General features: G+C 64.6%; 24 protein-coding genes and 2 tRNA genes. 22 read left to right on the top strand and 4 right to left on the bottom strand.

From position 1 onward, the window contains the following. Window positions 1–12 precede the first annotated feature (12 nt). From ABUA37_RS11820 to ABUA37_RS11785, 8 genes are all read left to right on the top strand, one after another. Window positions 13–1065, top strand: coding sequence for a 3-isopropylmalate dehydrogenase (locus ABUA37_RS11820; RefSeq protein WP_349899407.1), 1053 nt, complete (start codon window positions 13–15; stop codon window positions 1063–1065). Between the two features lie 34 nt (window positions 1066–1099). Further along, the gene (locus tag ABUA37_RS11815) at window positions 1100–2206 is read left to right on the top strand and encodes a branched-chain amino acid aminotransferase (RefSeq protein WP_349899406.1); all 1107 of its coding nucleotides are present in this window, start codon (window positions 1100–1102) and stop codon (window positions 2204–2206) included. A 36-nt stretch (window positions 2207–2242) separates the two neighbouring features. Then, a complete protein-coding gene (locus ABUA37_RS11810; protein WP_349899405.1) occupies window positions 2243–3007 on the top strand; it encodes a fumarylacetoacetate hydrolase family protein in 765 nt (254 codons plus the stop codon). A 115-nt stretch (window positions 3008–3122) separates the two neighbouring features. Continuing rightward, on the top strand, window positions 3123–4124 hold the full coding sequence (locus tag ABUA37_RS11805) for a YeiH family protein (protein ID WP_407075388.1): 1002 nt from the start codon (window positions 3123–3125) through the stop codon (window positions 4122–4124). Between the two features lie 165 nt (window positions 4125–4289). After that, window positions 4290–4628, top strand: a complete 339-nt coding sequence (locus ABUA37_RS11800) for a PadR family transcriptional regulator (RefSeq protein WP_349899404.1) — start codon at window positions 4290–4292, stop codon at window positions 4626–4628. Then, window positions 4618–5256 (top strand): HAAS signaling domain-containing protein, encoded by a 639-nt coding sequence (locus ABUA37_RS11795; protein ID WP_349899403.1) that lies wholly within the window; start codon window positions 4618–4620, stop codon window positions 5254–5256. The genes ABUA37_RS11800 and ABUA37_RS11795 overlap by 11 nt, the downstream gene beginning before the upstream one ends. A gap of 126 nt (window positions 5257–5382) precedes the next feature. Continuing rightward, entirely contained in the window at window positions 5383–6867 is a 1485-nt protein-coding gene (gene gltX / locus ABUA37_RS11790; RefSeq protein WP_349899402.1) for a glutamate--tRNA ligase, read from the top strand. Then, a complete protein-coding gene (locus ABUA37_RS11785; RefSeq protein ID WP_349899401.1) occupies window positions 6864–7790 on the top strand; it encodes an NAD(P)/FAD-dependent oxidoreductase in 927 nt (308 codons plus the stop codon). The genes gltX and ABUA37_RS11785 overlap by 4 nt, the downstream gene beginning before the upstream one ends. A 78-nt stretch (window positions 7791–7868) precedes the next feature. Here ABUA37_RS11785 and ABUA37_RS11780 read toward each other — a convergent pair whose 3' ends face one another. Further along, window positions 7869–8708, bottom strand: a complete 840-nt coding sequence (locus ABUA37_RS11780; protein WP_349899400.1) for a cytochrome c oxidase assembly protein — start codon at window positions 8706–8708, stop codon at window positions 7869–7871. A 178-nt stretch (window positions 8709–8886) separates the two neighbouring features. Here ABUA37_RS11780 and ABUA37_RS11775 point away from each other — a divergent pair. The 7 genes from ABUA37_RS11775 to ABUA37_RS11745 all read left to right on the top strand — a co-directional run bounded on the left by ABUA37_RS11775 (window position 8887) and on the right by ABUA37_RS11745 (window position 15910). Beyond that, a tRNA-Gln gene (locus ABUA37_RS11775) sits at window positions 8887–8958 on the top strand. 213 nt (window positions 8959–9171) lie between these two features. Further along, window positions 9172–10209 carry a LacI family DNA-binding transcriptional regulator gene (locus ABUA37_RS11770; RefSeq protein WP_349899399.1) on the top strand — a complete coding sequence of 346 codons (1038 nt, stop codon included), beginning with the start codon at window positions 9172–9174 and terminating at the stop codon, window positions 10207–10209. Window positions 10210–10214: 5 nt separating this feature from the next. Further along, window positions 10215–11810, top strand: a complete 1596-nt coding sequence (locus ABUA37_RS11765; protein WP_349899865.1) for an FAD-dependent oxidoreductase — start codon at window positions 10215–10217, stop codon at window positions 11808–11810. Continuing rightward, the gene (locus tag ABUA37_RS11760; RefSeq protein WP_349899398.1) at window positions 11773–13119 is read left to right on the top strand and encodes an ABC transporter substrate-binding protein; all 1347 of its coding nucleotides are present in this window, start codon (window positions 11773–11775) and stop codon (window positions 13117–13119) included. The genes ABUA37_RS11765 and ABUA37_RS11760 overlap by 38 nt, the downstream gene beginning before the upstream one ends. A gap of 5 nt (window positions 13120–13124) precedes the next feature. Next, window positions 13125–14087 carry a carbohydrate ABC transporter permease gene (locus ABUA37_RS11755; protein WP_349899397.1) on the top strand — a complete coding sequence of 321 codons (963 nt, stop codon included), beginning with the start codon at window positions 13125–13127 and terminating at the stop codon, window positions 14085–14087. Window positions 14088–14157: 70 nt separating this feature from the next. After that, the gene (locus ABUA37_RS11750; protein WP_349899396.1) at window positions 14158–14943 is read left to right on the top strand and encodes a carbohydrate ABC transporter permease; all 786 of its coding nucleotides are present in this window, start codon (window positions 14158–14160) and stop codon (window positions 14941–14943) included. 4 nt (window positions 14944–14947) lie between these two features. Continuing rightward, entirely contained in the window at window positions 14948–15910 is a 963-nt protein-coding gene (locus ABUA37_RS11745; RefSeq protein ID WP_349899395.1) for an acetylxylan esterase, read from the top strand. A gap of 454 nt (window positions 15911–16364) precedes the next feature. Here ABUA37_RS11745 and ABUA37_RS11740 read toward each other — a convergent pair whose 3' ends face one another. Further along, window positions 16365–17000: an MBL fold metallo-hydrolase gene (locus ABUA37_RS11740; RefSeq protein ID WP_349899394.1), complete on the bottom strand. Its 636-nt coding sequence runs from the start codon at window positions 16998–17000 to the stop codon at window positions 16365–16367. Window positions 17001–17185: 185 nt separating this feature from the next. Between ABUA37_RS11740 and ABUA37_RS11735 the strand changes: the two genes are divergently transcribed. From ABUA37_RS11735 to ABUA37_RS11720, 4 genes are all read left to right on the top strand, one after another. Beyond that, window positions 17186–17473, top strand: a complete 288-nt coding sequence (locus ABUA37_RS11735; RefSeq protein WP_349899393.1) for a metal-sensitive transcriptional regulator — start codon at window positions 17186–17188, stop codon at window positions 17471–17473. Further along, complete coding sequence (locus tag ABUA37_RS11730) at window positions 17470–19785, top strand: heavy metal translocating P-type ATPase (protein ID WP_349899392.1); 2316 nt, start codon at window positions 17470–17472, stop codon at window positions 19783–19785. The genes ABUA37_RS11735 and ABUA37_RS11730 overlap by 4 nt, the downstream gene beginning before the upstream one ends. A 113-nt stretch (window positions 19786–19898) precedes the next feature. Continuing rightward, complete coding sequence (locus ABUA37_RS11725) at window positions 19899–20819, top strand: diacylglycerol kinase (RefSeq protein ID WP_349899391.1); 921 nt, start codon at window positions 19899–19901, stop codon at window positions 20817–20819. 56 nt (window positions 20820–20875) lie between these two features. Continuing rightward, window positions 20876–20948, top strand: a tRNA-Glu gene (locus tag ABUA37_RS11720). Between the two features lie 154 nt (window positions 20949–21102). Here the strand turns inward: ABUA37_RS11720 and ABUA37_RS11715 are convergent. Continuing rightward, on the bottom strand, window positions 21103–21438 hold the full coding sequence (locus ABUA37_RS11715) for a hypothetical protein (protein WP_349899390.1): 336 nt from the start codon (window positions 21436–21438) through the stop codon (window positions 21103–21105). Window positions 21439–21499: 61 nt separating this feature from the next. Continuing rightward, a complete protein-coding gene (locus ABUA37_RS11710; protein ID WP_349899389.1) occupies window positions 21500–22132 on the bottom strand; it encodes a nucleotidyltransferase family protein in 633 nt (210 codons plus the stop codon). 270 nt (window positions 22133–22402) lie between these two features. Between ABUA37_RS11710 and ABUA37_RS11705 the strand changes: the two genes are divergently transcribed. From ABUA37_RS11705 to ABUA37_RS11695, 3 genes are all read left to right on the top strand, one after another. Further along, window positions 22403–23407, top strand: a complete 1005-nt coding sequence (locus ABUA37_RS11705) for a TerC family protein (RefSeq protein WP_349899388.1) — start codon at window positions 22403–22405, stop codon at window positions 23405–23407. A 102-nt stretch (window positions 23408–23509) separates the two neighbouring features. After that, the gene (locus ABUA37_RS11700; protein ID WP_349899387.1) at window positions 23510–24736 is read left to right on the top strand and encodes an FHA domain-containing protein; all 1227 of its coding nucleotides are present in this window, start codon (window positions 23510–23512) and stop codon (window positions 24734–24736) included. Then, window positions 24733–25452 carry an FHA domain-containing protein gene (locus ABUA37_RS11695; protein ID WP_349899386.1) on the top strand — a complete coding sequence of 240 codons (720 nt, stop codon included), beginning with the start codon at window positions 24733–24735 and terminating at the stop codon, window positions 25450–25452. The genes ABUA37_RS11700 and ABUA37_RS11695 overlap by 4 nt, the downstream gene beginning before the upstream one ends. Window positions 25453–25532 lie beyond the last annotated feature (80 nt).

Genomic DNA, 25532 nt, shown 5'->3' with positions numbered 1-25532 from the left:
TGGAGGACCTCTATGCCGCGCACCATCGACCTTGCCGTCATCGCGGGAGACGGCATCGGGCCGGAGGTCATCGCCGAGGCCGTGAAGGTGCTCCGAGTCGCCGTGCCGGATGACGTGGTCGTGAACACGACGGACTACCCGTTCGGTGCCACCCACTTCCTGGCCACCGGCGAGATCCTCTCCGACGCCGACCTCGAGTCGCTGAAGCGGCACGACGCCATCCTCCTCGGTGCCGTCGGCGGCGACCCCCGCGACCCAAGGCTCAAGGGCGGCATCATCGAGCGCGGCTTGCTGCTCAAGCTCCGCTTCGCCTTCGATCACTACGTGAATCTGCGCCCGACGCGCGTCTTTCCCTCGGTCGAATCACCGCTCAGCGACCCTGGCGAGGTGGATTTCGTCGTGGTGCGGGAGGGAACGGAGGGGCCGTACGTCGGCAACGGCGGCGGCATCCGCGTGGGCACTGCGCAGGAGATCGCCACCGAGGTGTCGATCAATACCGCCTTCGGCGTCGAGCGCGTGGTGCGCTTCGCCTTCGAGACGGCCAACAGTCGGCCCGCGAAGAAGCTCACCCTCGTGCACAAGACCAACGTGCTCGTGAATGCAGGCTCGCTCTGGCAGCGCACCGTCGACGCGGTCTCTGCCGAGTATCCGCAGGTCTCAGTCGACTATCTGCACGTCGACGCGGCGACTATCTTCATGGTCACCAAACCCAGTAGATTTGACGTGATCGTCACAGACAACCTCTTTGGCGACATCATCACCGATCTTGCCGGCGCGATCAGCGGCGGAATAGGACTGGCGGCCTCGGGCAATATCAATCCCGACGGAGCCTTCCCCAGCATGTTCGAGCCGGTTCACGGTTCCGCTCCAGACATCGCAGGCCAGCAGTTGGCCGACCCCACCGCGGCGATCCTCTCCGTGGCACTGCTGCTCGACTCGCTCGGGCACGCGGATGCCGCCGCCAGGGTCACGGCGGCGGTGACGGCCGATCTGGCATCCCGCGGCAGTTCCGCCCGGTCGACCACAGAGGTGGGCGACGCCATCGCCGGAGCGCTGCGGGCCTGACGCACACTCCACGACGCACCACAGAAGGATGACCATGAAGAACCTGCTCGCACCGGCCGCTTTCGAGTTCGCCGTCACCGTGAACGAGGCCGCACGCTCCGCCGCCGAGCGCGCCGACATCATGGCCAATCCGGGCTTCGGCAAGCACTTCACCGACCACATGGTCGACATCTGCTGGTCGGAGAGGGGCGGCTGGCATCGCCCGCGCGTGCAGCCGTACGGCCCGATCGCGCTCGACCCGGCGGCCGCGGTGCTGCACTACGGCCAGGAGATCTTCGAGGGGCTGAAGGCGTACCGGCACGCCGACGGCTCCATCTGGTCGTTCCGGCCCGAGGCGAACGCCGCGAGGATGCAGCGCTCCGCCGTGCGACTCGCCCTGCCCCAGCTGCCCACCGAGTACTTCATCGAGTCGCTCAAGCAGCTGATCGCGGTCGACGGCGACTGGGTTCCGGATGCGTCGGAGACCAGCCTGTACCTGCGCCCCTTCATGTTCGCCAAGGAGGCGTTCCTCGGGGTGCGACCGGCGGAGAAGGTCAACTACTACGTGATCGCGAGTCCCGCTGGTGCATACTTCAGCGGCGGCGTCGCGCCGGTGTCGATCTGGCTCTCGACCGATTACGCTCGCGCGGGCAAGGGCGGCACAGGTGCTGCCAAGACCGGCGGCAACTACGCGTCCTCGCTCGTCGCGCAGGCGGAGGCCTATGACCACGGCTGCGCCCAGGTGCTGTTCCTCGACTCGGCGGAGGGAAAGTACATCGAGGAGCTCGGCGGCATGAATATCGTGCTCGTCTACAAGGACGGAACGCTCGTCACGCCGGAGTCCGACAGCATCCTCGAGGGCATCACGCGCGACTCGATCCTGCAGCTCGCGGAGGACCGCGGGCACAGGGTGGAGCGCAGGCGCGTGACGATCGACGAGTGGCGCGACGGCGTCGCATCCGGTGACATCGTGGAGGTCTTCGCCTGCGGCACGGCGGCGGTCGTCACCCCGATCGCGCAGCTCAAGGCGGCGGACTTCACGATCGGCTCGGAGGATGCGGTGGCGGGCGAGCTGACGATGTCGCTGCGACAGGAGCTCACCGACATCCAGTACGGCCGCGGCGAAGACCGACACGGCTGGATGATGCGACTGGACGCCTGACGTCCGGCAGAGATTTCGACAAGAACGGTAGTACAAGTGAAGATCGCACGATTTAGCAACGGCGCTGACCCACGATACGGAATCGTGGACGGGGACGAACTGGTGGTGCTCGCCGGCGACCCCATGTTCAGCGGGTACGACACCACGGGGGAGCGCGTGCCGCTCTCCGAGGCGAAGCTCCTTGCGCCGGTCATCCCGCGGTCGAAGGTCGTGTGCGTGGGCCTGAACTACGCCGACCACAAGGCCGACATGCACACCGAGGGCCCAGAGGCTCCGCTGCTGTTCCTCAAGCCGAACACCTCCGTGGTGGGCCCGGGTGACGAGATCGTCATCCCGCCGGTCGACGGTCGCATCGTGCACGAGGGTGAGATCGCCATGGTCGTCGGTCGCATTGCGAAGCAGGTCAAGGCGGCGGATTTCGCGGACTACGTCTTTGGCTACACGATCGCCAATGACGTCTCCGCGCGCGACCAGATGTTCATCGACGGCCAGTGGGCCAGGGCCAAGGGCTACGACACCTTCTGCCCGATCGGCCCCTGGATCGAGACCGAACTCGACACGACCTCGCTCGAGATTCAGACCTACGTCGACGGTGAACCGCGCCGCCACGGCAACACCAAGGACATGCTGCACGGCTTCGCCGAGATCTTCGAATACGCCTCGGATGTCTGGACGCTGCTGCCGGGCGACATCATCATCACCGGCACGCCCGCGGGCCTCGGCGGCTTTGTCGCGGGCCAGACGGTGGACATCACCGTCGAGGGCATCGGCACGCTGAGCAACCCCGCGCGCAACCGCTAGTGGGCCGGACGAATCACGTTGGTCGAGCAGGCCGCCAGCGGCCGTATCGAGACCGGGACGAAGCCACGGTCACAGGGGTCTCGATACGCTCGTTCCTCGCTACTCGACCAACGGAATCGGCGTGACGGTGGTGCGGATGCGGTGGGTGCCGGGCATCGTCGCGGCCGGCGTTGCGACGATCATCGCCTTTGGCATTCACTGGCTGTTTCCCGGGGTGCCGCTGCTGACAGCATCCGTCGCCCTCGGAATCATCGTCGGGCAGATCGTGCCCGCGCGCAGGCAGATCGATGGCGCGCTGAAGCCGGGGCTGACGCTCGCGGCAAAGCGGCTCATGCGCGTCGGCATCGTGCTGCTCGGACTCAAGCTCAGCCTCGTCGACATCGCGCACCTCGGCTGGGTCGCGATTGGGCTCACGGTGCTCATCGTGCTGCTGACCTTCGGCATCACCTGGGGGCTCGGCAAGGTCTTCCGGCTGCCCGGGGATGAGCCGCTGCTGATCGCGACGGGCTTCTCGATCTGTGGTGTCTCGGCGATCGGCGCGATGAGCGCGGTCAGCCGCACCAAGCACGAGGACCAGGCGACCCCCGCGGCGCTCGTGACGCTGTTCGGCACGCTCGCGATCGCCGTGCTGCCGCTGCTGCACGCGCCGCTCGGGCTGACCACCCACCAGTTCGGCCAGTGGGTGGGCGCGAGCGTGCACGACGTCGGCCAGGTGGTGGCCACCGCGCAGACCGCGGGAGCGGCGGCGCTCGCGATCGCTGTCGTGGTGAAGCTCACCCGTGTGCTCATGCTCGCGCCGATGGTCGCGACCGCCTCCGTGATCGTGCGTCGCACGCGCGGCCCGGTCGAGGGGGAGAAGCGTCCGCCCATCGTGCCGCTCTTCGTCGCCGGATTCATCGCCGCCGTGCTGCTGCGAACCTTTGTCCCCCTCCCCGCGCCAGTACTCAACGCCGCGGACCTCGTTCAGACCGTGATGCTGTCGATGGCGCTCTTCGGGCTCGGCAGCGCCATCCGGCTGGAGAAGCTCATCGGCTCCGGACTGCGCTCGATGGTCGTGGGCGTGCTGTCCTGGGCCGCGATCGCCGGGATGGCTCTTGTGGCGGTGCACGTCTCCTAGGCGGCAGCGGTCGCGACGGAAAGGGAGGAGAAATGCGTCTCGCTCGCACCATTTCTCCTCCTTCTCACGCGGATGGCATGAAATCTCCCTCATTCCTGTCAGGTCAACTTTGGGTTACCGTCCCGAGCATTGCAGTAGCGTGCGACACAAGGTAGTGTGCACTGCATGACAGCGGATGTCGGCACGCAGCTGCGCAAGGGCGTGGTCGAGTACTGCGTGCTCGGCGCCCTCGCACGCGAGCCGATGTACGGCTGGCAGCTGTCTGAAACGCTCATCGCGCGCGGGCTCATCGCGAGCATCGGAACCCTGTATCCGATGCTGTCCCGACTTCGCAGCCAGGGCCTCGTCAGCACCTTCGACAAGGCATCGGATGCGGGACCAGTGCGCAAGTACTACCGGCTCACTGCTGGCGGAACGCGCGAACTCGCGACCTTCCGCCAGCAGTGGGCGCCGTTCGTGAGCGCCGTCGAAGATTTCATCAGAGAGGAACGTCATGTCGACTGACGCGCAACCACAGGTCGTCCGTAGCTATCTGGCCGGGCTCGAGGCCGCGCTCAGCGATGTGCCGAGCGAGGTGAGCCGCGAGATCGTCGCGGGCATCACCGAGGAGCTGGACGGACTCGACCCGGCAACCGCGGCCGCTCGCATCGAGGCACTCGGCGACCCGGTGTTCATCGCGGCGGAGGCGCGCGGAGGAGTTGCCGCGCCCCCGCCTGCCCCCGCGCCTGCTGCGTCGCGCCCGCAGGATCCGCGCTGGTACACCGTCCTGGCCGCATTGATGGTGGCGTTCGGCGGAATCGTCATCCCGTTCCTCGGGTGGTTCGTGGGTATGGCCCTGGTCTGGCTGTCGAAGTCCTGGCGCACCTGGGAGAAGTGGGTGGCGACGGTGACGCTGCCAGTCGCGATCATAATTGGAGCGCTCGTTTCGGTGCTGATCGATCGTGCAATAAGGGCCTCTGAACAGACGTCAGGTCTTGCTCCTGGACAGACCATTGTGAATCCGGAACTTCCGTTCATCCCCAGTATCTTCGACACCTTCCGGACCGATGTCCTGCTGGGGGTAGTAGTCAACGTCGTGGTCGGCATCTGGCTGCTCTGGCGGGCGCTGCGTCGACGAAAGCCACTCGTGTAGGAGGAATGCGCATTCCCGCGCGAAAAGTTCCTTCGACCTCCGCCTATCGGGCACAAGTTCCTTCGACCTGCGCGCCAACCGGTGCACCCGCGCCGGACCAAGGAGGCGGCCCATAGAATTGAACCAATGTCTGCCACCTTCACCACCGCATCCGGCTCCGACGTTCGCGTGCGGTTCTGCCCATCACCGACCGGCACGCCGCACGTCGGGCTCATCCGCACCGCCCTGTTCAACTGGGCGTACGCGAGGCACACCGGCGGCAAGCTGATCTTTCGCATCGAAGACACGGATGCCGCCCGCGACAGCGAAGAGAGCTACCTGCAGTTGCTCGACGGCCTCGCCTGGCTTGGCATCGACTGGGACGAGGGCGAGGGCGTCGGCGGGCCAGGCGCTCCGTACCGCCAGTCGCAGCGCCACGGCATCTATGCCGGCGTGATCGAGCAGCTCAAGCAGGCCGGCTACCTCTATGAGAGCTTCGCCACCGGCGAGGAGATCGAGGCCCGCAACATCGCGAACGGCCGCGACCCCAAGCAGGGCTACGACAACTTCGAGCGCGACCTCAGCGAGGAGCAGAAGGCCGCGTATCGCGCCGAGGGCCGCGAGCCGGCGCTGCGCCTGCGGGTGCCGGACACCGAGCTGAGCTTCGACGACCTCGTTCGCGGCGAGATCACCTTCCCGGCCGGCTCCTTCACCGACTTCGTCGTCGTGCGCCCGAATGGCATCCCGCTCTACACCTTCGTGAATCCGGTCGACGACGCGATCATGGGCATCACCCACGTACTGCGCGGCGAGGACCTGCTCTCGAGCACGCCGCGGCAGATCGCGCTGTACCACGCCCTCATCGAGATTGGTCTGGCGAAGGCCATCCCGCGCTTCGGCCACCTGCCCTACGTCATGGGCGAGGGCAACAAGAAGCTCTCCAAGCGTGACCCCTCCTCGAGCCTGTTCCACCACCGTGAGCGCGGCTTCATCCGCGAGGGCCTCATCAACTACCTCGCGCTGCTCGGCTGGTCGCTCAGCCACGACCGGGACGTGTTCTCGATCGACGAGATGGTCGCCGCCTTCGACGTCTCCGACGTCAACCCGAACCCGGCCCGCTTCGACCTGAAGAAGGCGGAGTCGATCAACGGCGACCACATCCGACTGCTCGAAGCCGAGGACTTCGAGGCTCGGCTCGTTCCATACCTCTCGGAGTATGTCTCCGACCCGCCGACCCCGGCGCAGAAGGCGATCCTTCGCGAGGCCGGCCCGCTCGTGCAGGAGCGCATGCAGCTTCTCGGCGATGCGCCGGGCCTGCTCGGCTTCCTCTTCACCCCGGATGACGAGATCACCTTCGACGCGGATGCCCTTCCCGGCCCCGACGCCGCGATCGTGCTCGACGCGGCCATCGCGACCCTCGAGCAGCTGAACGCCTGGTCGCACGAGGAACTCGAGCGCGTGCTGCGGGCTTCCCTCGTGGACGGCGCAGGGCTCAAGCCGCGGGTCGCATTCGGCCCGCTGCGCACCGCGATCAGCGGAAAGCGCATCAGCCCGCCGCTGTTCGAGTCGATGGTCATCCTCGGCAAGGAGTCCACTCTTGCGCGCCTGGAGAGGTTCAGGAAGACCTTGTGAACGGTGCCGACGCCGATGTCGTGATCATCGGTGCGGGACCCGCGGGTCTCTCGGCGGCGCTCAATCTCGTCCGTGCCCGCAGAACCGTCATCCTCCTCGACAGCAATCGACCGCGCAATTCCGTGACGCTGCAGGCGCACGGCTTCCTCACCCGCGACGGCATCACTCCCCACAAGCTGCGCAAGCTGGGGCTCACCGAACTCTCCGCATATTCGGGGGTGGAGCATCACCTCGGGCAAGTCGAGAGCGTTGCGCGGGGGGAAGGCGGTTTCGAGATCCACACGAGTCGGGTCAACGCCTCGCCCGCGCGCACCGTGACCGCGCCGGTCGTCCTGATCGCGAGCGGGCTCCGAGAGACCCTGCCCGCGCTGCCGAGCATGGCGTCGTACTACGGAATCGGCCTGTTCAGCTGCGTCGAGTGCGATGCCTATGAGCAGAGCAGCAAACCGCTCGCTCTCATCGGTGAAACGGACGATCTGATGTGGCGTGCGCTCTTGATCTCGCACTGGAGTCGCTCTCTCACGGTCTTTACCAACGGCATCGGCGTCATCACCGAGGAGGAGCAGGAACTTCTGTCCGTGCGCGGTGTCCGGGTGAAACGCCGCCCGATCATCGACATCCTGGGTCAGGATGGCATCGTCGCCTCCGTGCTGTTGGATGACGGTGAGCGGGTGCGCGTAGAGGGTGGCTTTGTACGCCCGAAATGGGATGCCGCGCTCGATTACGCGGCAGCGCTCGACATCGCGCTCGACGACGATGGCTACGTGGTGACAGACGGCGCAGGCCGCACAAGCGTCCCCGGGGTCTACGCCGCGGGAGACTCCACTGCTCCGGGCCCCCAGCAGCTCATCGTCGCGGCCGGCGCCGGGGCGCGCGCGGCGGCCACGATCAATCGCGATCTGCTCGGCATCCCCGTCGGCTGAGCGCAGGGTATGACGCGGCTCCTGGCCCGGCCAGTCTCAGGCTGCCTGAACGTCAGGGCTCATCGACGATGGTGAACTCTAATGGTTCCTGGCCCGCAAGTGCGCCTGGGTCAGCGCGTCCATCTCTTCGTCGCTCATGTCATCCAGCGACTTTGCCTCTTTGCGGTCGATGCGCTGCCAGCGAATGAAGAGCAGTATCAGCACGGGAATGTCGGCGATCTCGGCGATGAACCACAGCAGGTCTCCGGAGAGATGCTGGTCGTGAAAACTGGAGGGGAACCAGCTCGGGAGCTGCCCTATCACCGGCCCGACCTGATCCAGGATGTGGTTGTTGAGCCGCAGGAGAATGCCCGGGATGGCATCGATCACGAGTTCGATGAACACGAAGAGGAACTCGACGGTGATGAAGAAGCTGGTGCGTTGGGTGGTCTGCTCGATGATCGGCAACACCATAAGGATGCCGACCACCGGCACCAGCACCGTGATGATCGCCTGCGCCGTGGGCTCCTGCCTGAGGTTTCCGGCGATGGGCGTGAGGAAGACCATGAAGGCGGTGAGTGCGAACAGCGGTGCGAACACGGCGTTGCCGAACAGCCGTACCGGCCAGGAGCCGAGCACGGCATCCGTCACTCTCAACGGCATCCCGCTGAGCACTCGTTTGGCGAGAGTGATCGGCAGGCCGAGGCTGATGAGGCCGGGTATGGCGAAGAGCAGGAGCGCGATCCGGGTGGTGAAGGCCCAGCGCAGCTCGGTGCTGTAGACGCCGAGAAAGCCGAAGTCCACGAGCGCAAAGCTGCCGAGCCCGAGGAGGTAAAAACTGAGGGTGGGGATAATGGGCCAGTGCTCGCCTCGGCGGGCGAGAGAGACGATTCCCGAACCGTAAAGTGCCGCGGCGATGACGATCACGATCAGGGTCAACGGATCGAGTCGCCAGGTTTGGAGAAAGATCAGGATGGGCGGCGTCGGAGTCTCCGTTCGTGGGGTGCAGGGGGATTCTCCCACTTGCGGCTGACGGTGCGCCCCGCAGACGCTCATTTGGCCCGCCCGTTTGCGGTAGGTTAGAGTGTCTAGTCGGCCCGACTTCGGTCTGGTTCGGTGGGGTATGGTGTAATTGGCAACACGGAAGATTCTGATTCTTTTGTTCTTGGTTCGAGTCCAGGTACCCCAGCTTTAGCTCCCCTGATCCTGATAGCGATCAGGGGTTTTGCGTATACAAGCGGGGCAATCGATCCGCGCCTCGCGATCGCGGGCGGCATCGGACTCTTTAAATTACATCCCTGCTTCAACACTCCGTGACAAAGCAATTTCGCCTTGGTGTTTTGAAAATACGCATTAGCAGGTATGCTAATGCCCATTAGCAATCTAGACGAAGGAAAAAGTGATGACCCCAACTGGCCATTCGCCGATCACGCAACGCAGAATTGCGGAACTCGCGGGAGTGAGCCAGTCGACTGTGTCCCTCGTTCTCAATGGCGAGACGAGCGCGCGCATTCCTGAGGAAACGCGTAAGCGCGTGCTAGAGGTGATTCGCGAAAACACCTACGTGGCAGATCCGGCGGCCAGACGTCTGGCGGGTGTCGGGAACAAACTCATTGGCGTCTTCACTTACGAACACGCATTTCCGAGCGAGGTGTCAGACTTCTACGCGCCTTTGTTGACGGGCATCGAGAATGGGGCCGAGACGCTCGGGTTCGATCTCCTGATGTTCACGAGCGCGCCGGTGATCGATGGGCATCGTCAGATCTTCCACGAAAACAGCCGCCTCCGGCTTGCGGATGGTTGCCTGTTGTTGGGGCGTGAGATGGACAGCGCCGAGCTTGAGCGACTTCTTGACACGGGATATCCCTTCGTTGCACTCGGCAGGCGCGACGGTGCAGACGGACGTATTCCCTACGTGGGTCTCGACTACGTGACTCCCACCCGTGACCTGGCCAGGCTTGCGCTGGCGGCGGGGCACACTCAGTTCTTCTACGTCCATTTTTCTCAAACGGCCGAGGCATCCAGGGATCGATTCGACAGCCTGCGCGATGCGCTGGTGGGGGCAACGCTGACAACGACAGAATCGACGGAGGTCGCCCTCGAGGAAATCTGGCGCGATTTTCGAGCGAGCGGAGCGACGATCCTATTTGTGGAGAACCCCGCCGAGGCTGAGACATTCCATTCCCTTGCCAAAGCGGACGGCCTGGACGTTCCTCGTGATCTATCGATGGTGGTTCTCGGCGAACGCAGCAGCGCGCACGACCAGGCCATCGACTTCACCCGACTCAGTGCGCCTCGCGACGAGCTGGGAATGCGTGCCACCGTGCTCCTCGACCAGTTGCTGAACGGCGCATCGGGCGAACAACTACCACTCCAACAATTACTCGACTGTGTCGTCGTGCCAGGTTCAACGCTCGCAGCACCGGGAGTGGCGCAGTGAGAACCATGCATGCAGATGTCGTTATCATCGGCGGTGGTCTTGGTGGTGTCTCGGCAGCGCTTGCTTCGCTGCGCGCCGGAAAGAGCGTCATCCTGACCGAACAGTACGACTGGCTTGGCGGCCAGCTCACAAGCCAGGCGGTCACGCTCGACGAGCACACCTGGATCGAGCAATTCGGCGCTTCGGCGTCATATCGCGCGCTGAGAACAGGGATCCGTGACTATTACCGCCAGAACTACCCGTTGTCTGCGGCCGCGCGAGCCGATGCGTTCCTGAACCCTGGGGCTGGCCTGGTCAGTCGGCTTTGTTCAGAGCCGCGCGCTGGAGTCACGGTGATCGGCGAACTGCTAGCACCCTTCCTGAGTGCAGCTCGCCTGACCATCATTCAGCCGGCCGTGCCCGAATCTGCGGAGACGGAAGGCGACCGGGTGACATCCGTCACCGTCCGCGAGACCGCATCCGGAACACTGACCAGACTCACCGGCCGCTTTGTGCTCGATGCAACCGAAACGGGAGAACTGCTGCCCCTCACGGGCACGGAGTACGTGGTCGGTTCCGAGTCAAGCTCCCAGACCGGAGAGCCGAGCGCGCCGGAGGAGGCCAACCCAGACAATGTGCAGGCCATCTCGTGGTGCTTCGTCGTGGATTACGCCACGGGTGATTACACGATCGATAAGCCGGATGACTACGACGAATGGCGATCGTTCGAGCCGGACTTTTGGGGTGCGCCGATGATCAGCCTGACCGGCCCTCACCCGCGCACGCTCGAACTCACCACGCGTTCATTCACGCCGACGATCGACGATGATCCGTTCGCCGTTATCGCCGACCAGCGCGAGGATGGCGGGGACAGTGAGCTCTGGACATTTCGTCGCATTCTCTCCCGCAAGGTTCTCGAACCCGGCTTCCTCGAGAGCGACATCGTGCTCGTGAACTGGCCGATGATTGATTACATCGGCGGCTCTATCATCGATTCCGCGGATGCTGATTTCCATCTCGCTGCAGCGAAACGACAATCGCGAGCGATGCTGTACTGGCTCCAGACCGAAGCTCCGCGGCCCGACGGTGGTCGCGGATGGCCGGGTCTGAGGCTTCGACCCGACGTCACCGGCACAGACGACGGTTTCGCCCAGGCACCGTATATTCGCGAGTCCCGCCGGATCAGGGCGGAGTACACGGTGGTCGAAAGCGACTTGTCAGTCGCGGTCAGGGGCAGCGGCTCACCAGCAACTTTTCCGGATTCGGTCGGTGTCGGAATGTATCGGATCGACCTGCATCCCTCCACGGGAGGCGACAACTACATCGACGTCGCGTCCGTACCCTTTGAAATTCCGCTCGGTGCACTCATCCCCATCCGGATGAATAACCTGCTCCCAGCGGGCAAGAACGTCGGCACGACTCACATCACCAACGGGGCTTTCCGGCTCCATCCGGTGGAGTGGGGAATCGGCGAGGCGGCGGGCTGGCTAGCGGCCTTCTGCCTGGACCGCGCGGTTGATCCCCGCGCGGTCCACCACACCCCGTCACTTCTGGCGGAGTTCCAATCCCTGTTGACCGCGAACGGTGTCGAGCTGCACTGGCCCGACGTCTCCGGTTACTGACCCAAGGAGCATCATGAAACCAGCAACGAAGCTGATGGGAGCCGCAGTGATTGCCATCACTGCGCTAGCGCTCTCAGCCTGCAGTACCGCAGCACCCGCGCCCGCAAAGGCCGCGGCGGCACCGGGCAGTGTGTCACTTCGGATGACGACCTGGACCGCCGATCCGACTCAGTTGGCATTGTTCAATTCAATCGCCGACAACTATAAGGAGACTCATCCAGAGATCAAGTCGATCACCTTCGACTCGCTGCCTTTCGCCGACTACACCACGACGATCACGACCCAGATTGCGGGCGGCCAACAGCCGGATCTCGCCTGGGTGTTGGAAACCGATGCGCCAGACTTCGTCAGCTCGGGTGCCCTGAAGCCGCTGACCGACTCGCTCAAGGCCACCAAGGGCTACGACTTTGCGGATATCAACACCGACACCACCAAGCTGTGGACAACTGGCGGAAAGCTTTACGCGTATCCATTCTCAACGTCGCCATTCGTCGTCTTCGCAAACGACGACGTGCTTGCGGCGGCCGGTGAACCGACCTCCGCTGAGCTCAAGAGTGAGGGCAAATGGGACTGGAAAGATATCGCAGAAGTGGGCGCCCAGGTCAACGCCAAGACTGGCAAGCAGGGGATGGTCATCCGCGACTTCAACTATCTGACCTGGTCGAATCTGGCCACCGTCTGGGATTCTTTCGGCGCAGCGCCGTGGTCGGAGGATGGCAAGACCTGCACCTTCACCTCGAAGAAAATGGTCGACGCATTCACCTACCTGCACGACGCGACTTTCAAGCAGCACGCGTTTCCCGGCCCGGGAGTTTCGGCAGACTTCTTCGCCGGCGACAGTGCCTTCACTGTGACGCAGATCTCACGCGCGACACTGCTGACGAATGCGTTCAAGTGGAACGTGCTGCCGCTGCCTAAGGGCGACGCTGGCCAGGGCAACGTCGTTGGGCAGGCGGGCATCGGAGTGCTGGCGAAGAGCGCCCATGCGGATGAGGCGACCGAGTTCCTCGCCTACTTCACAAACCCGACGAACGCGAAGCAGCTTGCGGCGTTCTTCCCGCCGCCGCGCACCTCGCTCCTCAATGCGACGACTCTTGCGGCGACAAACAAGACGTTGAGCAAGCAACAGATCGATGACGTTGTGATTCCGTCGTTCAAGAATGCGGAGACCAAGCCGAGCCATACGAACTCTGCCGAGATTGCCGCTCAGGTTAAAACGGCACTCGATCCGATGTGGCAGTCCGACGCGAATGTCTCCAGCGTTCTCAAGGGTGTGTGCAAGGCCATCACTCCGTTGCTCGGTTCGTGAGCTTGATGTCCAACGCCGCATCCAAAGTGCCCCCGGCTCTGGCGTATGCCAGGGCCGGGGAGCCGGGCGCGCGCTCGAGTCGCCCGTTCCTGACGCTTGCCCGGCGCGACGCGTTGACTGGGTATCTCTTTATCGCGCCCCAGTTGCTCGGCATCGTCACTTTCGTATTGGTGCCGCTCGGGTTGATCGTGTTTTACAGCTTCCACGAGTGGAATGTGCTCTCCGGGACCATCCAGTTCGTCGGTGCCGAAAACTACGAACACCTTCTCAGCGATCCTCAAATGGGCCAGGTTCTCCTGGTCACCACGGTGTTCTCCGTCGGCCTCGTCGCCTTCAATATCCCTCTTGCATTACTGCTGGCAGTGATGCTCAATCGTTCCGGACGTGGGATCGCTTTTTTCCGCACCGCGTTCTTTTCCCCTGTCGTCGTTTCGATCGTCGCGTGGACCATCGTGTGGGGATTTCTCTTGCAAGACAACGGTGGCATCAACGGCATCCTCAGCGTCTTCCATATTCCGAGTCCGAACTGGTTGCAAAATGGTCCGACGGCGTTGCTAGCCGTCATCGTTGTGCAGGTGTTCAAGAATGTCGGCCTTAATATGGTGCTGTTCCTGTCTGCGCTCCAGGGCGTTCCCGCTGAGCTCCAGGAAGCAGCGCGGGTTGACGGTGCTACCTCGTGGGTGTTGTTCCGTCGGATCACACTTCCGCTCATTTCGCCAACTCTGCTTCTGACGGTGATCATCACCATCGTGGGAGCTCTCCAAGTATTCGCGCAGATTGCCGTTCTCACCGCTGGTGGACCAGGACTGTCAACGACGGTGCTCGTGTATTACATCTACCAGCAGGCATTTGCTTTCCACCACTTCGGGTACGGGTCGACCTTGGCGCTCGTGCTCTTCCTCATCGTTCTGGTGCTCACGGTCGTGCAGTGGCAGCTTCGCAAGAAATGGGTGTTCTATGAAAACTGAGGCACCGGTCGTGACACGGAGGCGCGGGCATCCAGGGCGCCGCGCCTGGCTCTATGTGGTCCTTGGGGTCATGGCAATCCCGTTCCTGTTCCCGACCTGGTGGATGATCACCTCGTCCTTCAAGTCGGTCAGCGAGATCTTCGCCTTTCCACCGTCGCTTGTGCCTCTATCGCCTACCCTGCAGGCGTTTGTAAAGGCATTTACGTTCCAACCTTTCGCCCATCAATACTTCAACAGCGCATATATAGCCGTGGTCGTTACTCTCACAACGATGATCATTTCGTCGATGGCGGGCTACGCATTCGCGCGCATTCGCTTTCGCGGGCAGAATGTGCTTTTTCTGGTGGTGCTGGTCGGACTGCTCATACCGAGCGAAGTGACGATCGTGCCCTTGTTTCAGATGTTCAACGGCCTGGGGCTGGTGAACACACACTGGCCGCTCATCCTAGTGACCTCATTTGGTGCACCGAGCGTACTGGCGACCTTCATCATGCGGCAGTTCTTCATCTCATTGCCGGGGGAGTTGGAAGAGGCCGCACGCCTGGATGGGCTGGGTCGCCCCGCCATCTGGTGGCGCATCGCGATGCCGCTGGCCCGTCCCGCTCTTGCTGCTGTCGCGATCTTCACTTTCCTCAATGTGTGGAACCTCTACCTCGAGCCCACCGTGTATCTCACCTCGCCGGAACTCTTTACCCTGCCGCAGGCTTTGACCCGGTTCGTCGACGCATATAGCGGGCCGATGTGGAATGTGCAGCTCGCCGCGGCGACGCTTACCGCGCTGCCTGTGCTCATCGTGTTTGTGATAGCTCAGCGGCAATTTGTGCAGGGACTTGCGCAGACGGGACTCAAAGGCTGACAGCGTGTTCACGGACCTGAGCGAGCCGGAACTGCGTGCCTACACAAGTTCCCAATCGCGGCCAGCTGATTTCGACAGTTTTTGGAACTCCACGCTTGTCGAGAGCCGAGCACTCGGCGGTGAGGTTCGGGCGGATTTGGTGGAGACCGGACTGCGCGCGATCGACGTTTGGGACGTCACATTCTCTGGCTACCTCGGCCAGCCGGTGCGTGCGTGGTTGCGTTTGCCTGCTTTCATCGGCGGGCGGCTGCCCGCGGTCGTGGAGTACGTCGGTTATGGGGGCGGCCGAGGCGACGCCAACGAATCGCTGTTCTGGGCCGCGGCGGGGTTTGCCCATCTGCAGATGGACACGCGCGGACAGGGCTCCGCGTGGAGTCGTGGCTGGACCGCTGATCCTGAGGGTTCGGGCCCGGCGGTGCCTGGTTTCCTGACGCGTGGAATAGAGTCTCGTGAGGACTACTATTACCGCCGACTCATGGTGGACGCCGTGCGGGCAGTCGATGCGGCGAGGACGCTCGATCGCATCGATCCCGAACGAGTTTCGGTTCTCGGCTTCAGCCAGGGTGGCGGTCTCGCGCTGTCCACGGCGGCTCTGGTGCCTGATCTGGCTGCGGCTTTCGCCTTTGTTCCTTTCCTCTGCGACTTTCCTCGTGCCATAACCATCACGGACCGAGATCCGTACAAAGAAATCGGACGCTATCTGGCCGTGCACAGGGAAAACGTCGAGTCGGTAATGCGCACCCTCGCCTACTTCGACGGAGTGAACTTCGCTCGCTCAGCGTCCACACCGGCGCATTTCTCCACTGCACTGATGGATCCCACGTGTCCTCCGTCCACCGTATTCGCGGCCCACAACGCGTACTCCGGGCCCAAGAGCATCACCGTCTGGCCGTTCAACGGCCACGAGGGTGGAGCTTACGATGACGAAAGAGCAGCGCTTGGTTCCTTGCAACGTCTATTCGACTAGGGCACGCCGTGGAGTGAACCCGGTTTGAACCGCCGTCAGGCCGCGCGGCCGAAGAAACCGCGCACCGCACTCAGGAGCTGCTCGGTGCGGCTGGGCGCATCCTGCACCACCGGCTCAGGGACGAAAGCCACGCGTTGGCATCCCGTGCACAGGGCGACATAGCGGTGGATGGCCAGGCCGGTTCCGAAATACGGGTTCGGCTTAGCCTCCATTGGTGAGCCGCACGCCGCGCACTCGGCGTCGGGAGACGACGACCATTCGGAGGAGAGACGCTGCGCGGGGGTACGCGGAAGTGCAAGAGACATCGGGAGTATCACTTTCGGGTAAGTGCACTGCACCCGTTGATAGCAGTCACGCGGGGGTACGCGGTCGGGCATCGGGAACGAGGCCGGGGGTGCCTCGCCTTCTATGCTCCCCCCATTCGGGGGTGTCCCGTCAGTCCCCGAACGGGGGGTTACAGGTCGAGAGTGTCGTTTGGCTCCAGCGGGAAGAACTCGCCGCCGCCAAGTTTGGTCGCGTCCCCGATGCGAGCGTTCGACATCGTCTTTCCCGCGACCGAGAGCACCATCTCGTGAGTCGGAAAGCTCCTGCGCGGCTTCACCGCTTCGACGTAGTCCATCGTCTCGGAGATCTTGAGCCAGGGCGCACCGGCCGGCACGGCGAGGGTGTCGACCGTGGCGTCCGGGATGGTGAAGGAATCGCCGGCGTAGTACAGCACGCCATTGACGAGCACACCAACGTTGTCCACGATCGGCAGGGAGCGATGGATCACGGCGTGCTTCTCACCGAAGAACTTCAGCGAGAACGGCTCGACCTCGATCTCGTCACCGTTCTGCACCACCGTGATGTCGAAGTCGGATGCTGCGGCCGCGACGCCCGCGGGGCCGAAGAGGCGAACATCCGGGTTTCGTTCGATGATGCGGCTGAGCTGGTCGGCCGTCCAATGGTCCGCGTGCTCGTGGGTGATGACGACCGCGGCGACGTTCGAGGTGCCCACGAGCGGGGTCGTGAAGGATCCGGGATCGATGATGAGGGTGTTGCCTGCTTCTTCGAGCAGGAGGCAGGCGTGTTCGAGTTTCGTCAGTCGCATCCGTCGATTTTATACGCCTCGTATGGATGACTCACATGCCGGGATGGAGCCCGCCTTCCGTCGTAGCACGCTCGAAAATCGGAGTCTTCGGCGGCACGACTCCTGCACACAGACCTGCGGGGCGGATGGGCGAGAGAGTGGGCAGGGGAGTTGCCACAGATACCCCCTAGGGGTATCATCGACCCATGATCGCAGATATCAAGAAGCGCGCACTGCATCGCAGTCGCATCCTCGAGGGGCAGATGCGCGGCCTGCAGAAGATGATCGACAACGAGGACTACTGCATGGACATCATCACGCAGGCCCTCGCGATCCAGAAGTCGCTCGGCAGCCTCAACAAGCTCATCGTCGAGAACCACCTGCGCACTCACGTGAGCGAGATGTTCGAGGCGGGCGGGGAGCAGCGCGAGCAGGCGACGGCCGAACTGCTCAAAGTATTCGAACTCAGCAACAACCGGGGAGAAAAGTCATGACCGAGCACGACGAACGGAATGCGCACGAGCTTCACAACTCAGGCAATCTGCCCGGGAACACCCCGGAAACAGCGGATGTCGTGGTCGCCGAGAGCGAACTGCCTGAGTTGCGCACGGGGCACGACGGGCACGCGCATCACGACCACGACATGCACGTCGGTCACGACGTGCACACCGGTCACGACGCACACGCAGGCCACGACATGCACGAGGGCCACGACATGCACGCGGGTCACGACATGCACACCGGTCACGACGCACACGCGGGCCACGACCACTCCGCGCACGACCCGGCGATGTTCAAGCGCAAGTTCTGGCTGAGCCTGGTGCTCACCATCCCGACCCTCGTGTTCTCGAGAGGTCTGCAAGACATCCTGGGTCTCGGAGGCCCGCGATTTCCGGGCAGCGACTACATCCCGGCGGTCTTCGGACTCGTGCTGATGGTCTATGGCGGCTGGGTCTTCATCAAGGGTGGCATCGCGGAGGTGCGCGCGAAGCAGCCGGGCATGATGACACTGATCTCTCTCGCGATCGTCGTGGCGTTCGGCTACAGCGCCGCCGTCACCCTCGGGCTGCACGGCATGGACTTCTGGTGGGAACTCGCGACCCTCATCACGATCATGCTGCTCGGGCACTGGATCGAGATGTCCGCGATCATGGGCGCCCAGAACGCGCTCGGCGAGCTGGCCAAGCTGCTGCCGGATGAGGCGGACCTTCTGCAGGACGACGGCGACGGCACGACCACGGTTCCGGTCTCGCAGCTGCAGCGCGGCGATCGCGTGCTGGTGCGGCCGGGCGCCGCCATCCCGGTGGACGGCGAGATCGTGGACGGCGAGTCCGAGGTGAACGAGTCACTGCTCACCGGTGAGTCGTCCGCCGTCGCGAAGGAGACGGGCGCGCACGTCATCGCGGGGAGCATCAACGGTTCCGGTGCGCTCACCGTGCGGGTCACCGACACGGGTGAGAAGACCGCGCTCGCGGGCATCATGAGGCTCGTCGCCGATGCGCAGCAGAGCAAGTCGGGCAGCCAGGTGCTCGCGGACCGCGCCGCCGCACTCCTCTTCTATGTCGCGGTCGCGGCGGCCGTCGTGACCCTGCTGGTCTGGTTCCTGATCAAGCCGGATGACCCTGGCTTCGTTCTCGAGCGCGTCGTCGCCGTGCTCGTGATCGCCTGCCCGCACGCCCTGGGACTCGCCATTCCGCTCGTCGCTCTCATCTCCACCACGAAGGGTGCCCGCCAGGGAATCCTGGTGCGCAGCCGCATCGCGCTCGAGGAGGCGCGCGGCATCGACGTCGTGCTCTTCGACAAGACGGGCACCCTCACCGAGGGCCGCCAGGGCGTCTCCGACGTGCTGTGCGTCGGGGAGGACCTGGACTCTGGTTCGACCGGCGATGAGACGGATGCCGGCGACGAGCGCGCACCGCTGAGCGACGCGCAGGCGACCATGCTCTCGCTCGCGGCATCCGTGGAGAAACGGGCGGAGCATCCGATCGGCCGGGCCATCGTCGCCGAGGCCGACGCACGCGGAGCAAGTGCCGCGGCAGCGACGAAGTTTGTCGCGTTGCCCGGCCGGGGGGCCGAGGGCACGGTTGACGGTCGCACCGTCACGGTCACGAGCTCGCGGCTGCTGATCGAGCGCGGCATCACGCTGGAGCCCTCGCTCGTGAACGCGAACCGACTGCTCAGTGCACAGGGCAAGACCGTCGTCTTCGTACTCGACGGCGACGAGGTGCTCGGTCTCATCGCGCTAGCCGACGTCATCCGGCCGGAGTCGGCCGAGGCGGTCTCGCTGCTGCAGAAGCGCGGCGTGCGCGTCGCCATGCTCACCGGTGACTCGCAGGCCGTCGGCAATTGGGTCGCGCACCGACTCGGCATCACCGAGGTCTTTGCCGAGGTGCTACCCGCACAGAAGGCCGATGTCGTGGCCGATCTGCAGAAGGGCGGCACGAAGGTCGCCATGGTGGGCGACGGCGTCAACGACGCGCCCGCTCTCGCGCGCGCCGACATCGGCATCGCGATCGGTGCGGGCACGGATGTCGCGATCGAGTCGGCCGGCGTCGTGCTGGCCTCGAGCGACCCGCGTTCCGTCGCGGACGTGCTCACGCTCAGCCGCGCGACCTATCGCAAGGAGCTGCAGAACCTGTGGTGGGCCGCCGGGTACAACATCGTCGGCCTTCCGCTGGCCGCGGGCGTGCTGGTGGGCGTCGGCTTCACCATGCCGCCGGCCTTGGCCGCCATCCTGATGTCTGTGTCGACGATCATCGTCGCGGCGAACGCGCAACTGCTGAGGCTCGTCAAGCTCGGCCGCTAGGGTTCGGGCGCTTCAGGCTCGGCGACCGCACGTTCCCTGAGCTTGTCGAAGGGAGCTTGTCGAAGGGAGCTCGTCGAAGGGAGCTCGTCGAAGGCATACGCCATACTGAGCGCATGACGACGCCGAAGCCGCTGCGCCTCGTCGTCGCCATCAACCCGTCCGCCTCCTTCGGCAGGGGGCGCGACGTCGGGCCCGCCGTGGTGCAGACCCTCCGCGCCGCCGGACACGAGGTGACCGCCCTCACCGAACCAGACTTCGACGAGCTGGTGGATGCCGCCCGCAGCGCCCTGAAGCGGCATCCGGATGCCCTCGTCGTTGTCGGCGGGGACGGCATGGTGAGCCTCGGCGTGAATCTGCTCGCTGGCACGAAGATTCCGCTCGGCATCGTGCCCTCGGGAACCGGCAACGACATGGCGCGCGGCCTCGGCATCCCGGTCGGCAACACCGAAGCGGCGATCGAGCTGCTGCTCTCGCTGCTGCGCCAGCCGCCCAGGGTGATCGACGCCGGCCGTGTGACCGAGGCCGACGGGCGCACGACCTGGTTCGCCTCCGTGCTCTCCGCGGGCTTCGACGCGGTGGTCAACGAGCGGGCCAACCTCATGCGCTGGCCGCGCGGGCGCAGCCGTTACAACCTCGCGCTGCTGCGCGAACTCGCCGTGCTGAAGCCGATCCGCTACCGGCTCACGCTCGACGGCGTCGTCTCCGAGACCAGGGCGATGCTCGTAGCGGCGGGCAACAACGTGTCGCTTGGCGGCGGCATGCGCCTCGTGCCGAACGCCGAACTCGACGACGGGCTACTCGACGTGCTCGTCGTGCAACCCCTCTCGCGCACGGCGTTTCTGCGCATCTTCCCGCGCGTCTTCAAGGGCACGCACGTGAGCGACCCGAGGGTCACGATCACGCATGCCCGCAGCATCCGAATCGAGGCGGATGCCGTGGTTGCCTATGCGGACGGCGAACGCGTCGGACCGCTCCCGATCGACATCGAGCTAGTGCCGGCAGCCCTGCGCGTGTTGGCTCCCACGCCCGGATGACCGGCCCTTTTGGCGAGCGCTCGCGCATGTGGCATACTCGTTGAGTTGTCCACTACGGCCCCATCGTATAGTGGCCTAGTACGCCGCCCTCTCACGGCGGTAACACCGGTTCGAATCCGGTTGGGGTCACAGTCACAAAACCCCCGGTTCCGCCGGGGGTTTTGCATTTCCGGCATCAGTCCGGGGGCGTCGGCGACGAGCGACCCTGGAGATCGTCCCTGGTGGCGGTCGAAAGCCATCCAGTACCACGGTGATCCGCTCTCCGCTCGCCAGACGCGGGCGCTCAGCGATCCCTCGAGTCCGCTTCGTGCACAATGTCCCGCGCCCAGCCGATCAGGCTGGCGGCGTCACTGGCGTTGATGGCGTCGACACCGTATTGCACGGGGGTTTTCTGCGTGAGGAGCCTTCTCAGACTGTTGGCGGCTTTCGTTGAGGGATGGGTGGCTCGCTTGAGAAGCATGATTGCTTGCGCGTGATCGTCCCCTGAGCTTCGTTCGCCCAGCACAAGCCCACAAATGGCGTCGGCGGCGGCGATGCCGGCGAGAATTGCGTTCGACCCGGCGACCTTGTTTTCGGCTGCACCGCCCGAATCGAGGACCTCGGCCGCGGCCAGGTACACGTGGGCCTCCTTCAAGCGAGCCCGAGCCCCGGCTTTGTCGAGGGCAGTGGTTCTGCTGCTCTTAGGCACGCGCGACCTGCTCTGCGTCGATCGCCCGGAGCAGCTGCTCGAACTCGGGGCCGACCAAGGTGACCGCATCTTGGCGGATCGACACCATCACGGAGTCGGCGCGCTGAACGGAGTGTCGCAGCCATGATCGCGTGGCGTTGAAGACGTGTCCGTGGTTGCCGGTCCACGCAAGGATCTTTTCACTGAGGTCGTGAGCGAAGTCCACGATGGTGTCCTGAGCGGCGTCGTCGGGGTACACCACGAGGATGTCGACATCGGACTCTGCGGTGGCCGTTCGTCGAGCGAATGAGCCGTATAAGTAGGCACACAGCTCGTTGCGCTCAGCGAACTGTAGACGCAGCCTGTCGAGCAATTCGCGCCGAGCGCCGACCGCGAGGTCGATCGCAGGCCACAACACGTGGTCGCGGTTTCCGCGCCAGACGGTCGCAGTACCGTGCGATGACGACAGGGCCAGTCCAGAATCCGCCAGTCGCCCCAGCGCCTTGCGAACGCCGTAAGGGGAGGCGACCTCGACGAGCCGGTGGACCTGCGGGGCGCTGAACTCGGTGTCCGCCCCAGCGAGAACTCGGAGAACTTCGGCCTCTACCGGTGATGCAATCGTGCGGAGGGGCGACTCGAGGTCCATGGGTCCATTATGCAACTCGAGTTGTGACCCCGCAACTAAAGTTGCTGCAGGGCAACTCGAGGTGGGAATGGTCGCGCTGGCCACGCGCCGGAGGGCGAAGCTGCGGCCACCCTCGACTACGCTTGACCCTGCGAAGGGGAGTATTCCACCTCGCCGTTTCCGTCAACACGGGCTCCGAAGACGCGGCCCCGGACTCGGCGGCGCAGCCCTGAGAAGGCAGCGCGGAAGAGACTTTCGGGCCCTGTCGACCCCTCTTCGCTAAGGACTCCCATGGAGCTTGCGCTTCCCCTCTGGTTCGAGATCACCACCTTCGTGGTGCTCACCGGCATCATCGTCTTCGACCTCGTGCACGCCTACCGCAGGCCGCACATCCCGAGCACGAAGGAGTCGAGCCTGTGGGTCGGCTTCTACGTTCTGCTCGCGCTCGTCTTCGCCGTGCTCATGCTCGTGCTGGGGGATGCCGAGCACGCCGGCCAGTTCGTCGCGGGCTGGCTCACCGAGTACAGCCTCAGCATCGACAACCTGTTCGTCTTCGTGATCATCATGAGCCGCTTCTCCGTGCCGCGGCACCTGCAGCAGGAGGTGCTCATGGTGGGCATCCTGATCGCGCTCGTGCTGCGCGGCATCTTCATCCTGCTGGGCGCTACCCTGATCGAGAACTTCAGCTGGATCTTCTACATCTTCGGCGCGTTCCTGCTCTACACGGCCTCACAGCAGGCGTTCACCTCGAGCGAGGAGATGGACGAGAAAGAGAGCGGCGTCATCCGGATGCTGCGCAAGCGCGTGCCGATCACCGACAGTTTCGAAGGCACCAAGCTTCGCATCACCGAGGGCGGACGCAGGGTCTTCACGCCCCTGCTCGTGGTCTTCATCGCCCTCGGCACCACCGACCTGGTGTTCGCCCTCGACTCGATTCCGGCCATCTTCGGCATCACCCAGAGCGCGTTCATCGTCTTCACCGCGAACGTCTTCGCGCTCATGGGCCTGCGGCAGCTCTACTTCCTGCTCGGCGACCTGATCGACCGGCTGATCTACCTCAAGTACGGCATCGCGTTCATCCTCGGTTTCATCGCCGTGAAGCTGATCTTCCACGCGCTGCACGAGAACGAGGTGCCGTTCATCAACGGCGGGCAGCACGTTGAGTGGGCGCCGGAGATCAACACCTGGGTCTCGCTCGGTGTCATCGTCGCCTCCATGGCGGTGGCCGTCGTGGCGAGCCTCGTGAAGCTGCGAATGGATCGTAGGCGCAGCGCGGCGGGAGCGACGGGCGACTAACCCTGTGATGGCGCGCTGCCCGGCTGGTAATGTCCTTCAGGCCGGGGTGCCACGCGCACGACCTGCGAGAATCGCTCCAAGAGACTTTCGCCAGAGGATCCGATGACTTCCGTTTACTACGCGCAGGTGGCCGACTCAGAATGGCTCGCCGTCGTCGCCGCACCACGGATGCTGCTGCTGAAGTCCGCAGTTCTGTCGATGGATTCGCTGTGGGCCGCGCTCGCATCGCCCAGCGGCATGCAGGCGACACTGGACGAGCTCACTCGCGGCGGAGTTTCCGCGGCCCCGCCGTTCGCCCTCGTCGAGTGGGAGTCGGAAGTCGGTTCCCGTCCGTGCAGCGTGCGTCTCATCGTTCGCGGTGACGTGACGATCGCCGTGCAGACCGCGGAGGGCGAGGTGACGACGGATGCCAGCGGCGTCTCCACGTGGCTTGAGCGCAGCTTTGCTGCGGCGACCGCTGTCGAGGTCAGAGCGACGTCGGCTCGCGATTCGGCCTCGCCGCGATTGCTGCCGCTGCTCGGTGGAATCGTGGTCACGGACATGCTGACAGTCGGATCGGCGGTGACGGACGCTTCCGAGGTCGGCGCGAGCGCGAGGCCCGCACTCTCATCCGGCCCCGCTGCCCCGGCATCCGGTGTGCCGGTTGCGTCAGCCTGGCCCGACCCGGAGGCGACGGTCGCCGGGATGACTGTGAGCGGACTTGCTGAGCAGCGCGAGGCGCCCGCGACCGAGCCGGCACCAGCGCAGGCCGCCCAGAGCGGATCGTACGACTACCTTTTCGGCGAGACCGTCTTCAGGAAGGTCGAGGATGCCGCCGTGCGGGTGGATGACGAAGCGGCGGCCGTCGCGAGCCAGCCCGCTATCGCCGCACCGGAGAGCGGAGATCACGACGGCCACACCATCGCGAGCGTGGACATCGCGAAACTGCGCGCCACTCGAAAGGCACGCAAGGCGGAGCCGCAAGCACCCGCACCAGTGCAGCCGGCAGCGCCTGCTCTGTGTCTCGAGCTCGCGGACGGGTCCCGAGAATCGCTCGCCCAGCCCGTGCTGGTCGGGCGTGCGCCGAGCGCGGGCAAGGTCTCGGGCGCTCGCATGCCGAGGCTGCTCACCGTCTCGGGAACCGACCAGGACATTTCACGCAATCACGTGCAGTTCGCGGTAGAAGGGGGAACGGTGGTCGTGACCGACCTGCACTCGCGCAACGGCACGATGGCGATCCTCCCCGGCCGTTCTCCGCAACAACTGCGGCAGGGCGAGCCCACGAGCGTGATCGTGGGCACCGTGATCGATCTCGGAGGCGGTGTGACGTTCACCGTGAGGGAAGAATGAAGCCGCTCAGCCTCGAATTCTGCGGCGAGTGGTACACGGTTGAGCCCGACGACGACTTCTCGATCGGCCGCGAGTCCGACCTCGTCATCGACGACAACCCCTACCTGCATCGCACCTTCCTGCGCATCTCGGTGGACTTCGGGCTGTGGTGGTTGTCGAATGTGGGTCACCTGTTGTCGGCGACGGTGACGGATGCGAGCGGCCAGGTGCAGGCCTGGCTCGCTCCGGGCGCGAAACTCCCGATCGTGTTCGAGACGATGAATGTGCGGTTCAGCGCGGGGTCGACCACGTACGACTTCACGATCCATTCCGGCGAGGACTACTTCAATACCTCCGTGCCCGTCACCGGCACCGGCAGCACGACAACCGTCGAGCAGATCCCGCTGACGACGAGCCAGCGCCTGCTGGTCATCGCGCTCGCCGAACACGTCCTGCTCCAGTCCGTGCCGGGGCGCGGCTCGCTCCCCACGTCGGCGCAGGCGGCCGAGCGCCTCGGCTGGAGCATGACGACCTTCAACCGCAAGCTCGATAACGTCTGCGACAAGCTCGACAAGATCGGTGTCGGCGGCCTCCGCGGAGGTAAGGGAAATCTGGCAACGAACCGTCGGGCGCGGCTGGTCGAATATGCCGTCGCCACGAGGCTTGTCAGCGCCGAGGATCTCGTGCTGCTCGACAAGCCGCAGCCCAGTGCCTTCGCCTCGCCCTCGGATGGGTAGGTCTGCCCATCGCGTCGCCCCGCTCGCTCTCCCATAGAGTTGTTGCACAGTCGTGCGCGAGGGCGCAGGACATTTCCGAA

The organism is Parafrigoribacterium soli (genome assembly GCF_040227235.1).
GTDB classification, from domain to species: Bacteria; Actinomycetota; Actinomycetes; order Actinomycetales; family Microbacteriaceae; genus Parafrigoribacterium_A; species Parafrigoribacterium_A soli.
The sequence above is the reverse complement of the archived record's forward strand: the minus strand, read 5'-3'. Positions and strand labels throughout refer to the sequence as shown.